Origin of the sequence: Synechococcus sp. M16CYN (assembly GCF_040371545.1) — a bacterium.
Classification (GTDB): domain Bacteria; phylum Cyanobacteriota; class Cyanobacteriia; order PCC-6307; family Cyanobiaceae; genus Parasynechococcus.
Genome location: NZ_AP029048.1, coordinates 1767951 through 1782614, shown reverse-complemented (window position 1 = coordinate 1782614; position 14664 = coordinate 1767951). Strand labels below are relative to the sequence as shown.

14 protein-coding genes are annotated in these 14664 nt (G+C 49.4%); 11 read left to right on the top strand and 3 right to left on the bottom strand.

The genetic code is table 11. The features are described 5' to 3' along the window. Positions 1 to 24 precede the first annotated feature (24 nt). Positions 25 to 408 carry a 50S ribosomal protein L21 gene (rplU, locus tag ABWV55_RS08495; RefSeq protein WP_353291628.1) on the bottom strand — a complete coding sequence of 128 codons (384 nt, stop codon included), beginning with the start codon at positions 406 to 408 and terminating at the stop codon, positions 25 to 27. Between the two features lie 133 nt (positions 409 to 541). Here rplU and ABWV55_RS08490 point away from each other — a divergent pair, with 133 nt between their 5' ends. The 3 genes from ABWV55_RS08490 (at position 542) to kaiC (ending at position 3381) form a co-directional block, all read left to right on the top strand. Then, positions 542 to 1417 (top strand): circadian clock protein KaiA, encoded by an 876-nt coding sequence (locus ABWV55_RS08490; RefSeq protein WP_353291627.1) that lies wholly within the window; start codon positions 542 to 544, stop codon positions 1415 to 1417. Further along, positions 1414 to 1776, top strand: a complete 363-nt coding sequence (gene kaiB / locus ABWV55_RS08485) for a circadian clock protein KaiB (protein WP_353291626.1) — start codon at positions 1414 to 1416, stop codon at positions 1774 to 1776. The genes ABWV55_RS08490 and kaiB overlap by 4 nt, the downstream gene beginning before the upstream one ends. Positions 1777 to 1842: 66 nt before the next feature. Continuing rightward, positions 1843 to 3381, top strand: a complete 1539-nt coding sequence (kaiC, locus tag ABWV55_RS08480) for a circadian clock protein KaiC (RefSeq protein WP_353291625.1) — start codon at positions 1843 to 1845, stop codon at positions 3379 to 3381. Positions 3382 to 3422: 41 nt separating this feature from the next. Here kaiC and ABWV55_RS08475 read toward each other — a convergent pair whose 3' ends face one another. Together ABWV55_RS08475 and purD are read right to left on the bottom strand one after the other, a co-directional pair. Next, positions 3423 to 5468 (bottom strand): ATP-binding protein, encoded by a 2046-nt coding sequence (locus tag ABWV55_RS08475; protein WP_353291624.1) that lies wholly within the window; start codon positions 5466 to 5468, stop codon positions 3423 to 3425. Next, the gene (purD, locus tag ABWV55_RS08470) at positions 5468 to 6772 is read right to left on the bottom strand and encodes a phosphoribosylamine--glycine ligase (RefSeq protein WP_353291623.1); all 1305 of its coding nucleotides are present in this window, start codon (positions 6770 to 6772) and stop codon (positions 5468 to 5470) included. The genes ABWV55_RS08475 and purD overlap by 1 nt, the downstream gene beginning before the upstream one ends. 57 nt (positions 6773 to 6829) lie before the next feature. Between purD and ABWV55_RS08465 the strand changes: the two genes are divergently transcribed. Genes ABWV55_RS08465 through msrA form a run of 8 tightly spaced genes read left to right on the top strand, consistent with a single transcriptional unit; the run spans position 6830 to position 14645 of the window. After that, positions 6830 to 7723, top strand: a complete 894-nt coding sequence (locus ABWV55_RS08465) for a hypothetical protein (protein ID WP_353291622.1) — start codon at positions 6830 to 6832, stop codon at positions 7721 to 7723. Continuing rightward, positions 7720 to 8469 (top strand): phosphoribosylaminoimidazolesuccinocarboxamide synthase, encoded by a 750-nt coding sequence (purC, locus tag ABWV55_RS08460; RefSeq protein WP_353291621.1) that lies wholly within the window; start codon positions 7720 to 7722, stop codon positions 8467 to 8469. The genes ABWV55_RS08465 and purC overlap by 4 nt, the downstream gene beginning before the upstream one ends. A gap of 46 nt (positions 8470 to 8515) precedes the next feature. After that, positions 8516 to 10723: a BamA/TamA family outer membrane protein gene (locus ABWV55_RS08455; RefSeq protein ID WP_353291620.1), complete on the top strand. Its 2208-nt coding sequence runs from the start codon at positions 8516 to 8518 to the stop codon at positions 10721 to 10723. Then, complete coding sequence (gene lpxC / locus ABWV55_RS08450) at positions 10723 to 11550, top strand: UDP-3-O-acyl-N-acetylglucosamine deacetylase (protein ID WP_353291619.1); 828 nt, start codon at positions 10723 to 10725, stop codon at positions 11548 to 11550. The genes ABWV55_RS08455 and lpxC overlap by 1 nt, the downstream gene beginning before the upstream one ends. Further along, positions 11547 to 12002, top strand: coding sequence for a 3-hydroxyacyl-ACP dehydratase FabZ (fabZ, locus tag ABWV55_RS08445; RefSeq protein ID WP_353291618.1), 456 nt, complete (start codon positions 11547 to 11549; stop codon positions 12000 to 12002). Before lpxC ends, fabZ begins: the two co-directional genes overlap by 4 nt. Positions 12003 to 12013: 11 nt before the next feature. Continuing rightward, positions 12014 to 12835, top strand: coding sequence for an acyl-ACP--UDP-N-acetylglucosamine O-acyltransferase (gene lpxA, locus ABWV55_RS08440; RefSeq protein WP_353291617.1), 822 nt, complete (start codon positions 12014 to 12016; stop codon positions 12833 to 12835). Continuing rightward, positions 12835 to 14019, top strand: coding sequence for a lipid-A-disaccharide synthase (gene lpxB, locus ABWV55_RS08435; protein ID WP_353291616.1), 1185 nt, complete (start codon positions 12835 to 12837; stop codon positions 14017 to 14019). Before lpxA ends, lpxB begins: the two co-directional genes overlap by 1 nt. A 17-nt stretch (positions 14020 to 14036) precedes the next feature. Continuing rightward, a complete protein-coding gene (gene msrA, locus ABWV55_RS08430; protein WP_353292718.1) occupies positions 14037 to 14645 on the top strand; it encodes a peptide-methionine (S)-S-oxide reductase MsrA in 609 nt (202 codons plus the stop codon). Positions 14646 to 14664 lie beyond the last annotated feature (19 nt).

The following is a 14664-nucleotide window of genomic DNA, read 5'->3' as shown; positions in this document are numbered from 1 at the left end:
GGAGCGGGAGAATGAGGGAGGCGTTCAGCCGATAGATTGGTCATCTAGCATGATGGACTGCACCATCACCCGAGTGAGCTCCTGTCGGTGACCATTCTTACGTCGGGTTTTCTTTTTCGGTCGCATCTTGTAAACGACCGTCTTAGGACCACGGCGATGGGCCATGATCCTCACTATTACACTGGCGCCCTCGACGTAAGGCCGACCCAGCGTAGTGCCTTTTTTGGAATCTTTGATAAGCAGCACCTTCCCCAGCTCAACGGTTTCGTTTACGTCGGCCTGCAACCGGTCTAGATCATAATATCGGTCAGCTTGCAGCCATAGCTGTGTCCCGGAGGCTTCAACGATGGCGTAGGCACCACCATTGATCATTGGAGCTGCCTGTGCTACAAGTTTGGTGTCGGTCATTGGGTAGCCAAGACGCGGTCAAGCTGGAGCGAATCAACCTAGGCCTGAACCGCAATCAAAAGACAAACGGTTATTGTGGCATCTTACCCTGACTTGGTCAAGACTTAAGTAATTCATTCGCCCGGACCATCAGATGGCCCGACCGGCTCTCACCGTTGCATTGTTGCTGAGTTCGTCAACTCTAATTGACGCTTGCCTGCAATGGTTGCCGACCAATCGCTACGAGTCAATTGTTTTATCCGTTAGTGAAAACGAAAATCTCGCCACAACTTTGATCTCTCGTCAAAATGATTTGGATGCTGTTGTTATTGAGCAAAATTTGCTGAATAGAGTGACTCGGGAGAATTTGCTAAAAGCGGAAATGTTGTTTCCCGCAGTCATAGTTGGCGAGGTGAAAGGTTATGTGGACTATCACCCAGAAGAGTTGCATCTTCCAGGCGATCAATTAGTGCAGCTTGGTTACAGCATCGACGCTGCAATTTCACGTTTCTTACGTCAGGATCGCAGTCAGGAAAGCACAGATGCGGCAACTAAAGCAGTGGGCACTCTTTCTCGTCGTTTGCAGGCGCGGCTCGGTTATTTGGATGTCTTTTACAAACGAGATCCCTCCCGGTTTCTAGTGAGACTGGCACCGGATGAACGGAAAGAACTGCTCGAATCTCTTCATCGCACTTATAGAAATTTGTTGGTCAGTTATTTCAGTGATCCTGCCGCAGCGGATCAAGCCCTTGAGAATTTTGTCAACGCGGCATTTTTTATTGATTTACCAATTACTTGCACGGTCGAGATTCATGTGAATCTGATCGACGAGTTTTGGAAGCAGCTCCGCTTGGAGGGACATAAAAATGACTTTCTTCAGGATTACCGCCTTGCACTTCTTGATGTGATGGCTCATTTATGTGAGATGTTCAGGCGCTCTATACCCCCTGATATTCCACTATCTGGTACGGTCTTAGACTATCCATCCCGTGAAGTTGATCAGTCTGTTGTCTCTAACGAATCGTCATGAGCCCAGGTAAAACCTACATACTTAAGCTTTACGTTGCTGGTAATACACCGAATTCGATGCGTGCACTGAAAACGCTCCGCAATATCCTCGAAACCGAATTTCGTGGTGTTTATGCGCTCAAAGTGATTGATGTGCTGAAAAACCCACAATTAGCTGAGGAAGACAAAATTCTCGCGACACCAACACTAGCCAAGATTTTGCCTCCCCCAGTGCGTCGAATCATTGGCGACTTATCTGACCGTGAAAGGGTTCTAATTGGCTTAGACTTGCTGTATGACGAACTATCAGATGGCTCGCTGAAGTTGAACTTCCTCGACACTATGGATAAAGAGAACAATTCATCCACAATCGATTCTTAAGCGAGATAGTGCCCCCCCAAGCTCGACAATAGGCTTCTCACTACGGTCTATTCATATGCCTTTGTCATGCAATTCCCTCCTGCAAGCGGTCAGTCACAAATGCAAGTTCAGAAGCTCCCCACTGGGATCGAGGGCTTTGATGATGTCTGTCAAGGCGGTCTTCCCGTTGGGCGAAGCACTCTAATCAGTGGAACGTCCGGCACCGGCAAAACGGTATTTTCGTTGCATTTTCTCCACGATGGCGTCAAACATTTTGATGAACCGGGAATCTTTGTGACTTTTGAAGAATCACCGATCGACATTCTCCGCAATGCTGCTAGTTTCGGCTGGAACCTCCAGGAGATGGTCAAGCAAGACAAGTTATTTATTTTGGATGCTTCACCAGATCCGGATGGTCAGGATGTGGCTGGTAGTTTTGATCTCTCTGGTTTAATCGAGCGGATCAATTACGCGATCCGTAAGTACAAGGCAAAGCGAGTTGCGATTGATTCAATCACTGCTGTGTTCCAGCAGTACAACGCGGTATTCGTGGTGCGACGTGAAATCTTTCGCCTGATTGCTCGATTGAAGGAGATTGGCGTTACCACGGTAATGACTACCGAACGGATCGATGAGTATGGACCAATCGCTCGCTATGGAGTGGAGGAGTTCGTCTCTGACAACGTAGTGATTCTTCGCAACGTGCTTGAAGGTGAGCGTCGTCGTCGCACGGTAGAGATCCTTAAGTTGCGGGGAACCACTCATATGAAGGGGGAGTTCCCGTTTACAATGGGTGCTCACGGCATCAGTATTTTCCCATTGGGTGCCATGCGTCTCACCCAACGTTCGTCCAACGTGCGTATAAGTTCTGGGGTGCCTCGATTGGATGAAATGTGTGGTGGAGGCTTCTTTAAAGACTCAATTATTTTAACCACTGGAGCCACAGGCACTGGCAAGACGATGTTGGTATCCAAATTCATTGAGAATGCTTGTCGCAGCAAGGAACGAGCCATCCTCTTTGCCTACGAGGAATCGCGAGCCCAGCTCATGCGTAATGGCAGCAGTTGGGGTATCGATTTTGAGCAGATGGAGCAGGACGGCTTACTCAAGATTATTTGTGCGTATCCAGAATCCACAGGCCTTGAAGACCACCTTCAAATTATCAAGACTGAAATCAATCAGTTCAAGCCATCTCGAATGGCAATAGATTCATTGTCTGCATTGGCCCGTGGCGTTAGTCATAACGCCTTTCGCCAGTTTGTAATTGGCGTAACCGGCTATGCGAAGCAAGAGGAGATTGCTGGCTTCTTCACAAATACTTCTGAGGAATTTATGGGTAGCCACTCGATTACCGACTCACACATCTCTACCATCACGGACACTATTCTACTGTTGCAGTACGTAGAAATTCGTGGAGAAATGGCCCGCGCTCTCAACGTTTTCAAGATGCGTGGTTCTTGGCATGATAAAGGAATTCGCGAATTCGTGATCACTGGAAATGGTCCGCACATTAAGGATTCCTTTTCCACTTTTGAGCGGATTATTTCGGGTATTCCCCACCGTGTCTCAGTAGACGAACGCAGTGAGCTGTCCCGTATTGCTCGTAGTGTTTCCTTTGAAGACTGAGATAAGGAAGATCCAGCGCCCAATTCATTCTTGTATTAGTTCTAGTTGTTTGGGAAATATTCTTCAACTTGAAGACCAAATCCGTCATAGTCACATTGCTTTAAGGGCAGGTCAAACCAAAAAGTTGTCCCCACGTCAAGCTCGCTCACCATCGAAATCTGTGTACCATGCTTGTCCAGGATTCCTCGTACGATCGATAATCCGAGGCCGGTGCCTGCTTCGGTGTGGACGGCATTTTCAACTCGATAAAAGCGATCGAAGATTCGATCTTGATCGGGAGGACTGATACCATAACCAGTGTCAGCGATTTCCACGCGTAGTCGTGGTAGCGGAGACGTTAAAGTGCAAGTTGGGCCTTCACCCAGGTCACCGATCTTTGCCTTGACTATGCAGCTGTCAGGCCACAGGTAAGCACGAAGGTTCAAAGTACCCCCTGGTCGGCTAAATTTCAGTGCGTTTCCGACCAAATTGTCGAAAACTTGTAGAAGTAAATCCCAGTTTCCTAGTACATCGGGAAGATCGGGAGCGACATCCAATCTCAGCCGTACCGCTTTGTCTTCAGCGTTTAGCCTATAAGTGCGTAGAGTTTGTTCCATCGCTGGACGCATGCTGATAGTTTCAAAATGAATAGTTCGGTCTGATTCGAGTCGTGAAAGGTCAAGGACATCGTTCACCAATCGCGTTAGTCGATCAGTTTCGTCATTTGCAACCCCAAGAAATTCTTTTTTTTCATCTTCACTTAGTTGGTCGCCGAGATCATGTAAGGTTTCGACGTAACTCTTGATATTAAATAGAGGTGTTCGTAACTCATGGGATACATTGCTAATAAAGCGACTTTGAGCAGCATTGAGTTCCACCTCTCGAGTAAGATCCTGAATTGTGACGGCTATGCCTTTAAGACTTTCTCCGCTTGCATCGCGAACCGCCTGCATCACGATCCGGAGCGTTCGAGCAGGTTCGCCGACACTGCATCGAAGATCTTCGCCATCTGAACTACCAAGTAAAAGCGCATCGAGAGCACTATGGACCTCAACAGTCAATAGTTCTGGTAGCTCTTCGACAAGTTCTTGCCACTCAAGGTTGCGACCCTCCCAATGGAATAACCGCCGTGCAGTAGGGTTAGCCAACACGATGCGTCCAGTGGCGTCCAGAAGGATGGCCCCATCAGCCATTGTTGCGATCAATGACTGTTGTTTCACCTGGGCAGCGGTGAGTTCCTCAATATTGGCTTCGTCATAGGCCTCGAGTTGAGAGGCCATAGCATTAAATCCTGTGAGCAACTCGCCTAATTCGCCGCCCACTGGAAGATCGACTCTGGCTTGAAAGTTGCCAGAAGCTACAGAACGCACTCCGCGCAAAAGTTCTTTCACCGGACGCGTGATGGTAAGAGCGTTAAATACTGCCCCAAGAATTACCAGAACCCAGATAGAGATGAAAACGGCCACGGTGACTTCTCGAGTCAACGCTGCACTGGCAAGAGCTGTCTCGTTGGGATTGACACCAAGACCCAGCACTCCGTAGTACCTGCCACTGCGGATTAACGGCACGAACACATCTGTCACAGTCCCTTGGGGGGTCAAGTGTTGTCTAACCAATGGGTTTTGGGGACGAAGCTGTAGCTCTTCGGGAAGTTCCAGCCGTCTATTCAAACGCAGTTCATCGTTTTCTCCGATTGGTGTCGCGCTGATAGGGATCCCCAAATAGATAACGCTCTCTGGATCAGCGAAAAAGATGTAACGAACACTTCGGCTCGAGCGCCAAAACTTTTCAGCGACATTGGCGAGCTCACGGTCTTGCCCTTCAACAACTAATTCTGTGACATTACCGGCAAGAAGCAAGCCCAGGTCTCGAGCGTAGCGAGTATCGTTCATTGCTGCATCTCTTTGGATGCCATTCAGAGCAAAAAAGGTGATACCGGTCATCATCAGGCTCACCACCAAGGTGGCCACTGCCAATAGTTTGGTCTGAAGACTAAATTCCGCCCACCAGGCAGTAACTCGTTTCCAAATAGAGTTGTCTTCGGTGGGAGGCTCCCCATTTGGAGGTAAAGCCCAGTCAGCCAAGACTACTCCGCTCTCGCTGCTCATTAGCTTGAGCGCACCTGATGGCCAATATCGCGACGGTAAGTGATCCCTGTGAAGTTGATGTCGGCCATCCCAGAGTAAGCAGCTGCAAATGCGGAATCAAAATCGTCACCCTGGGCGACTACAGCCAGAACACGACCGCCCACTGCAGTGAGTTGACCGTTCTTATCGCGCTGGGTGCCGGCATGAAACAGCTGATGTGTTTCGTCAGTTTGGAAAACGGATTGGATGGCATCCCCTTTACGGGGCGCGTCGGGGTATCCGTCCGCAACCGCCACGACACAAGCGCTGCTCCGGGACGAAACTGTGAGGGGCGGCGCGAGATCAAGGCGACCGATAGCGCAAGCATACAGAACGTCACCAAGCTCTGGCCCCAGTAACGGCATTAGGGTCTGACATTCCGGATCACCAAAGCGACAGTTGAATTCGATAACTTGTGGGCCTATCTCAGTAATTATTAAACCTGCATAGATCACGCCACGGTAATCGATACCCCGCTGTCTCAAGGTCATCAAGGTAGGTTGCAGAATTAAAGCTTCCACGTGTCCTAAAGCATTGTCGTCCAAAAGTGGAACCGGGGCATACGCCCCCATTCCTCCGGTGTTGGGGCCGCGATCTCCTTCATAAAGTCGTTTGTGATCCTGCACCGGGGGTAGAAGAATCATTCGTTGCCCATCACAGAGAGCGAAGACAGATACCTCAGGACCTTGAAGTCGTTCCTCCAGAATGAGGTGGAGCCCAGCGGTACCAAAGCGACCCTGAAAAGCGTCATGGATGGCCTCTTCCGCCTCTGCTATTGATTCGGCCACGATTACCCCTTTGCCTGCAGCCAAGCCGTCGGCTTTTACCACCAAAGGACGGTTCACCTCCCTCAGAACGGTTATGGCTTCTATTTCGCTATTGACAACCCAATACCTAGCCGTGGGGACCCCGGCATCACGCATCAATCGCTTAGCCCAAGCCTTACTTGCTTCGAGTTGAGCGCCTGCTGCACTAGGACCAAAAACCTTAATCTCCGCAGCACGAAGAACATCTGCTACACCTGCGGCTAGGGGTGCTTCTGGTCCGACCACAACAAGGTCGATGCTTTTGTCTCGGCAGAACGTTACAAGGGCATCGGTATCGGTTTCTACTAGGGCAATCGCCTTGCCTTGTGTTCCACCATTCCCAGGCGCAATCCAAACCGTGGCGATCTCGGGGTTTCGCCCCAAGGCCCAAGCCAGAGCTTGTTCTCGGCCACCACTTCCCACTATCAGAACTCGCCGGAGAGGGGGAAGAAAATGGGAATGGGTAGACGAAATAGCCATGAACGCAAGAGAAAGGGAACGAGCCTCTTAGGTTTCTTTTGTAGAATGGGGCTCTCTATGGGGACTATCTCTCTTCCCATTATCTTGATATTGCTAGGCACGACGGTGCCCGCCTTAATACCGGAACCATTGACCAATAAGCGCTTTCAATGGTTGCTCACAGACGGAACAATCGCCGAGTTGGAACAAGCTTGTCTCAACTCTCTCGACGCTGAGCCCAACTGGTGGAGGGGACAGCTTCGGGATCGATTGCTCGCGATCCATCCTGTCCCGGCCCGCTTCGATCTTACATTACGCAATGCGGAGGCGCTATTGCGCTGTGGATTCCCGGAGGGTGTCGCACTAGTGCTTAATCGTTTCAGCCCAAGAGTTGGTGAAGAGCGTCAGAGTTGGCTCATGCTGCGTTGGCAGGCAGCAGCGGCCACACTAAATCATCGTCAGGCCGCTCTGGCCCTAAGACGACTTGTAAACGGTGATCTAAGGATCCTCGATCAGATTACGCTACCCGGTAAGCGCAATGGTCTCGATCAGTTAGCGGAACATGAAGCCTCAGTTGGTAGAACTCGCGAAGCGGCATCAATTGTTTTGGCAGGGGAGTTACAGGGCATCGTGGGGGCTCGTCGCAAAGCAAAGGCGGCCGATTGGTTGGCCGCTTCGAATGGAGATCAGGCTAATCAACTATTGGAGGTTGCTCTAGATATGGCCACGTCTAAACAGGCTTGGGGATTAGCAATGGAGGTGCTGCGACTACAGCTGCGTTTACAGCTCGAGGCCGGCGGAGATGGGGAGCGACCGCGGCAGCGAATGAAGCGATTGGCAGCTCATCTGGATGATACCTGTACGCTACTTCAGCTCGATTCAAACAACTCCACACAGTTATCTTCCCCTTCCCCGCGCGAGCTGGACGACCCTGCCGCGGCAAGGAAACCAATGATTGCACCGTTGTTATGAAACCAGATCACGGAAAGCTTCTATACGAGGGCAAAGCCAAACGCGTTTACGCCATGGCCGAAGGGGATAGTGCTTTGATCGAATTTAAGGACGATACAACAGCGTTTAATGCACAGAAAAAGGCTCAATTGAACGACAAAGGTTGGCTAAATTGCCAGATCTCTGCTTGTTTGTTCGAGCTACTCAAGCAGAAAGGCGTTCCGACCCATTACCTTGGCCTTGTCGGGAATGCTTGGATGAAAGTTCAGCGGGTGCATGTTATCCCGTTGGAAGTCGTGTTGCGCAACACTGCCGCCGGTTCCCTGTGTGAGCAGATGCCGATAGCACAGGGAACTCAACTAAAGCCAGCATTGCTTGACCTGTACTACAAAGATGATGGACTAGGCGACCCTCTTTTAACTGAGGCCAGGGTCAAATTGCTGGAGGTAGTGGATGAAGTACGCCTGTCGGCTATTAAGCAACTAGGTCACAGAGTAAACGAAGTTCTGTGCTCATTTTTTGCGAAAATTAATCTTCAACTAGTTGATCTTAAACTGGAGTTTGGAGTGAGTTCTGCTGGCCAATTGCTACTTGCTGATGAAATTAGCCCCGATACCTGTCGGCTTTGGGACTACCAAAGTCCTGACGTGATGGATAGGATTCTGGATAAGGACAGATTCCGGCATGATCTTGGCGGTGTGATAGAGGCTTACAGAGAGATTCTCGAACGCATTCATTCTGCGTACCCTCGCAGCCCCCTTCTGTAAGGTCAGCGAAAATTTTGTCATTGCCACAACCCTAATCTCTGCTTTGATGACCCGACGTTTGCATAGCTGCTCTTCGGTCACTATCTGTTGCGAAGTTTTGGGTTTTGTACTTAGCTTTCCCCTATTGAGCCAGCCATTACAAGCCCAAACTTTAGAGACGGCGATCAACTCAACTATTGACGAATCCATCGTTCAAACAGTCAAGGTAGAAGCACCTGTGGTTGATCCCATACAAGTGGATATAACCCGCGTTCTCATTTCTGAAGTGGCTATTGAGGGGATTACCGGTCACCCAGAGGAAGATCGCCTTCGGTTATCAGTTTATGACGCTATGCAGATACGTCCTGGTAGACAAGTAACGCGTAACGAACTGCAGAATGACCTTAATGCTATTCAAGCCACCGGATGGTTTTCTAATGTTCGCATCATTCTTGAGGATAAACCTTTAGGTGTTCGTGTAGTTGTGCAAGTCAACCCTTTCCCTGTCCTGACAAGAGTGGAATTAAATCCTGCGTACGACGATCTTACAGGTCTTATGGTGGAAAAAATCTTTGCATCAAACTATGGGCGCACACTAAACCTCAATGACTTGTATAAGGGAATAAAAATTCTACAGGATTGGTTTGCTGGAGAAGGTTATTCATTAGCACGCATCACCGGTCCAGAACAAATCACCCCTGATGGAATAGCCTCCCTTAGGCTTACTCAAGGTCGTATCCTTGATATTAAGGTGCGATTCCTCACAAAAAATGGTGATGATATTGATGAAAATGGCAATCTGATTAATGGAAAAACAAAAGAATGGGTGATTAACCGAGAAATTTCTGCTCGGCCTGGTCAGCCATTCAACCGTAATATTCTTGAAGATGATATCAAAAGATTGTATAGAACCCAACTCTTTAGCGATGTAAAAGTTACGTTAAAGCCGGTTCCCGAACAGCCAGGGGATGTTGTGCTCATTCTTGGTATCGTTGAACAATCCACCGGTCAGATTTCCGGCGGCTTGGGTTACAGCCAGAATCAAGGTATTTTTGGACAGGCTCAGTTTCAGGACACAAACCTGTTCGGGCGAGCTTGGGATGTAGGCTTGAATGTCACTTACGGGCAGTATGGCGGGTTATCAAATCTCACTTTTACTGACCCATGGATTGCTGGAGATCGTCATCGCACTGGATTCCGTGGTTCGCTATTTTTGAGTCAGCAGGTTCCTCAAGTTTTCCAGAGTGAAGATAACGGTAACATTAGGACGTTAAAAGGCTACGCAAATGGTAGAAGCCATAATATTTACAAGAGAAATCCTAAATATGATTTTAGGGATTTTAAAAAATTTCCTGATATAATCAACGAGACTAAATATGAACATTCTAATGTAAGCTGGTTTAATTATGAGGGTGATTCAGTTGCCCTTAGGAAGACTGGTGGAAATTTTGCACTTACGCGTCCTCTCAATGGTGGAAATCCATTCAAAGACGTGCCATGGAGAGTGCTTATCGGCATGTCATTCGAGGATGTAAGACCGATTAACTTTTCAGCAAACTCTCGTTCCTATGGCGTGTCTACAAACAAATTAAAAAGTGGCGTAGTCGAGAGCAAGGATGTTATCTGTATTTCTTATGGCTGCGCTAAAAGTAATATTCTGACTGGTTTTAGACTCGCTGCTACCTATAACACTTATGATGACTCGAATAATCCAACAAATGGAAGCTTTTTTACAGCTAGCACTCAACAATTTGTCGGGGTAAATGAAAATTCGCCAACTTTTAACAAACTCCTTACTAATTATACTCGATTTTTTCCGGTTAATTGGTTAAAGTTGCACAAAGGTTGTCGTCCAAAGCTGGGTGAAACAGCTAGTTGTCCACAAGCAGTTGGTCTTCAAGTTAAGGCTGGTGTTGCCTTTGGAGATATACCTCCTTATGAGGCCTTTTGCCTAGGTGGCTCTAATTCCATTCGAGGTTGGTATGATTGCGACTTGGCCGTCGCTAAAGCCTTCAGTGAAATCACTCTCGAGTACAGATTTCCATTAATCAGCATTTTTTCTGGTGAGGTTTTTATGGATGCTGGCACTGATTTTGATACTCAAAAGGATATACAAGGACGTCCCGGTCTTCTGTTGAATAAGGATGGTACGGGTGTATCTGTTGGTACAGGCGTTATCGTTAGAACTCCGGTCGGCCCATTGCGATTAGAGGTGGCTACGAAAGATTTCAACGATGATTATCGCTTCAATCTCGGTGTTGGTTGGAAGTTCTAGTGATCACTTGGCCTGAGGATTATTCAGGTGCTTGGACGCTGGCTGGTCAGTCTGAGAGGTCAGGTGTTGGTCTTCATAGTGGCCTTACATCGGTGGTGCAATTACGGGGAGCTGATCAGCCTGGGTTCTATCTTAAAGTCGAGGGTCATGCCGATCCATTTCGTTTGGTTCCGAGTCAGGTTTGTAATAGTCAGCTTTGTACGACTTTGAATTTGGGCCCATGCAAGGTGGCTACCGTGGAGCACTTGTTAGCGGCTTTGGCTGGTTGCGGTCTCACCCATGTAGAAATTAGGTTGAGCGGTAATGAGATTCCTCTGTTGGATGGCTCAGCTCTGGATTGGACCGAAGCAATCGCAGAGGCTGGGTTGAAACCCGCTGAGACACCTCGCCTTGCTGCACCGGAGTTAAATCAACCCTTGCTACGACACCGTGGCGGTGGTGTAATCATGGCAACTCCAGCTGAAACTTTCAGTCTTTTTGGAGTTATTGATTTTCCACAGCCAGCGATTGGGCGGCAGCAGCTAGCTCTAGAAATGACGCCTCGGCGGTTTATCGAGGAGATCGCCCCTGCACGAACCTTTGGTTTTAGTAATCAGGTGAATCAATTACGTGCAGCGGGACTAATCAAAGGTGGAAATTTAGATAATGCTTTGGTTTGCAATGGTGATGGATGGGTGAACCCACCGCTTCGTTTCCCGAATGAACCAGTGCGCCATAAGCTCTTAGACCTAATTGGAGATCTGGCTCTCGTTGGTTTCCCTAAAGCTAAGGTTTTTGTTTACAGGGGTTCCCATGAACTCCACACCGATTTTGCTGCTTCCTTGTGACTGAATCTTCCAACTCAGATGTTGTGCTGACAAGTGAACAGATCGCCGGGTTGCTTCCACATCGCTATCCATTCGCCCTCGTAGATCGGGTCACCGCCCATGAGCCAGGAGTTTCAGCTACTGCGATTAAAAATGTCACCACGAATGAGCCTCAGTTCCAAGGCCATTTTCCAGGGCGACCTTTGATGCCGGGGGTCCTGATCGTGGAGGCTATGGCTCAAGTCGGTGGAATTATCGTCGCCCATATACCTGATCTGCCAAAGGGTTTGTTCGTTTTTGCAGGAATTGACGGAGTACGCTTCCGCCGCCCCGTGGTTCCTGGAGATCAACTAGTGATTTATTGCGAACTGATGAGCCTTAAACGCAAGCGTTTTGGCAAGGTCAAAGCAGAAGCCTTGGTAGCGGACGACTTGGTTTGTTCTGGTGAATTGTTGTTCTCCTTGATAGACTGAGAGTAACAATTGTGGGTAAGTCCTCTGTACAGATTCACTCCCATGCAGTGATCGACCCCAAGGCCGAGCTGGCGGCGGGTGTGGTGGTTGGTTCTGGTGCTGTAATCGGTCCTCAGGTCGTTGTTGGTGAGAATACCTGGATCGGCCCCAACGTTGTCTTGGATGGGCGGGTCACTCTGGGAAAAGATAATAGAGTGTTCCCTGGGGCCTGTCTTGGGCAAGATCCTCAGGATTTGAAATATCGCGGTGCGAATACTGAGGTAGTCATTGGCGACGGCAATACACTGCGAGAGTGCGTCACGATTAATCGCGCCACTGAAGAAGGAGAAATGACTCGGATTGGTGACCATAATCTGTTAATGGCCTCTTGCCATCTCGGTCACAACTCTCTACTTGGTAATGACATCGTTATGTCCAATGCTATTCAGGTGGCAGGCCATGTGGTGATCGAAGACCGGGCGGTGATTGGTGGTTGTTTGGGAATTCATCAATTTGTACATATTGGAGAAATGGCAATGGTGGGAGGAATGACTCGAGTAATTCGCGACGTTCCCCCATATTGTTTGGTGGAAGGGCATCCTGGCCGGTTGCGCGGTCTGAATAAGGTTGGCTTACAGCGCAGTGGATTGGCACACCAATATGCCGGTCGTGAGCTAAAACAATTGCGGGAGATCTGGAACTTGCTGTACCGCTCTGACTGTGTGATGGCTGAGGCCTTACAGAAGGCTCGCAGCCAAGAACTACTTCCCGCAGCGGATCATTTATGTCGCTTCCTTGAAGCCTCTATTACTAAGGGGCGGCGTGGACCGACTCCGGTTCTAGTCAGCCGTTGATGGTGCAGCTTTTGATCAGTACCGGCGAAGTCTCCGGTGATCTACAAGGCAGCCTATTAATTCAAGCTCTCAAAGCTGAAGCATTGGGGCGCGGAATCGATCTAGAAATTCTGGCCCTCGGCGGTCCTCGGATGGCTGCTGCTGGAGCGGAGTTGATTGCCGATACATCTCCTTTGGGAGCAATTGGTCTTTGGGAGGCGGTCCCCTTAATTTTGCCGACCTTACAGCTGCAGGCGAAAGTCGATTTTTTCTTAAGGCAACGTCTCCCTGATGCGGTGGTTTTAATCGATTACGTCGGTGCTAACGTGCGTTTGGGTAGGAGCTTACGGAAACAAAACCCATCCCTACCGATCGCGTACTACATAGCTCCCCAGGAGTGGGCTTGGCGCTTTGGCGAAGGCAAGCCCACGCATCTGTTGGATTTTGTCGATCACATTTTGGCGATTTTCCCAGCTGAAGCGGAATTCTACGCTGCACGTGGGGTAGATGTTACTTGGGTGGGCCATCCATTATTAGACAGTTTTCAGGAGTTGCCAGAACAACCAATCTCGCTAACGCTACTTGGACTTGATCCTGAGGCGCCAGTATTGCTGCTAGTGCCAGCTTCTCGTCCACAAGAACTGCACTATTTGATGCCGCCCCTTGCTCGAGCTGCGGCACTTTTGCAACAGCGCTACCCAGGACTTCAAGTACTAGTGCCAGCTAGCCTGCAGCAGTTTGAGCAACCACTGACCAGAGCCCTGGTCGAAGCCAACGTCCGCAATGGCCGCGTGGTTCCTGCTACGGAGACCGATAGCGTGAGACGACTGTTGGTCGCAGCAGCAGATTTGGCAATAGGCAAGTCGGGAACTGTAAACTTGGAGCTAGCCTTGCAGGGGGCACCGCAGTTGGTAGGTTACCGAGTGGGTCGAGCGACCGCGTTTATCGCAAAACATCTACTCCGCTTTCAGGTGGAACACATTTCACCTGTTAACCTGTTGTTGAAGGAACGTTTAGTCCCAGAGTTGTTACAGGACCAGTTCACAGCCAATGCTCTAGCGGACCTAGCACAACCCTTCTTTGAGGCTGACAGTCCTGAACGAAAGGCAATGCTTCATGGTTACAGCAGACTACGTGCTGTTTTAGGTAAGCCAGGAGCAACAACGAGAGCTGCTCAAGCAATCTTCGATCTGGTGATACGGTGATCAGGTTCGCGGGCGCGGTGTTGATCGCCCTATTCGTTTTTGCAGGTTTGCAACCCGCTGACGCTAAGGAACAGACGGCTATTTTAGCTGGAGGCTGTTTTTGGTGCTTGGAGCACGATTTGGAACACCTTCCAGGGGTGATTGAAGCTGTCAGCGGCTATAGTGGTGGTCACGTGGATCAACCCACCTACCGCCAGGTGAGTGCTGAAAACACAGGTCACCAGGAGGCAGTACAGGTGCGCTTCGATTCTGTACTGATCAGTTACAGCACTCTGTTGCGTAGTTTCTGGCGCAATGTGGATCCCTTTGACAGTGGCGGTCAATTCTGTGATCGCGGCGATTCCTATCGCCCAGTGATCTTTGTCGCCGATGCCACCCAGGCAAGAGATGCTAGAACGAGCGCACAGGCGGCGGCCGATGAACTCGGTTATCCACGTTCAGCGATCGAAGTGGAAATACGTGAGGCTGTGCCCTTTTGGCCTGCTGAGCAGTACCACCAGAATTACGCAATGCGGAGCACAATCAAATACAACTATTATCGTTTCGCTTGTGGCCGAGATCGCCGGCTAGATCAGGTCTGGGGAGACAATGCTCGTACTGGCAACGACTGGGTTAATAAGCATTAGGTCGCAGCCTCAGAACCTC

Excerpts from the sequence above, each read along its gene's own strand:
- lpxB (WP_353291616.1), top strand. The coding sequence starts at position 12,835 with ATGGTGCAGCTTTTGATCAGTACCGGCGAAGTCTCCGGTGATCTACAA.
- ABWV55_RS08465 (WP_353291622.1), top strand. The coding sequence starts at position 6,830 with ATGGGGACTATCTCTCTTCCCATTATCTTGATATTGCTAGGCACGACG.
- purC (WP_353291621.1), top strand. The coding sequence starts at position 7,720 with ATGAAACCAGATCACGGAAAGCTTCTATACGAGGGCAAAGCCAAACGC.
- ABWV55_RS08475 (WP_353291624.1), bottom strand. The coding sequence starts at position 5,468 with ATGAGCAGCGAGAGCGGAGTAGTCTTGGCTGACTGGGCTTTACCTCCA.
- kaiC (WP_353291625.1), top strand. The coding sequence starts at position 1,843 with ATGCAATTCCCTCCTGCAAGCGGTCAGTCACAAATGCAAGTTCAGAAG.
- rplU (WP_353291628.1), bottom strand. The coding sequence starts at position 408 with ATGACCGACACCAAACTTGTAGCACAGGCAGCTCCAATGATCAATGGT.
- purD (WP_353291623.1), bottom strand. The coding sequence starts at position 6,772 with ATGGCTATTTCGTCTACCCATTCCCATTTTCTTCCCCCTCTCCGGCGA.
- ABWV55_RS08455 (WP_353291620.1), top strand. The coding sequence starts at position 8,516 with ATGACCCGACGTTTGCATAGCTGCTCTTCGGTCACTATCTGTTGCGAA.
- kaiB (WP_353291626.1), top strand. The coding sequence starts at position 1,414 with ATGAGCCCAGGTAAAACCTACATACTTAAGCTTTACGTTGCTGGTAAT.
- ABWV55_RS08490 (WP_353291627.1), top strand. The coding sequence starts at position 542 with ATGGCCCGACCGGCTCTCACCGTTGCATTGTTGCTGAGTTCGTCAACT.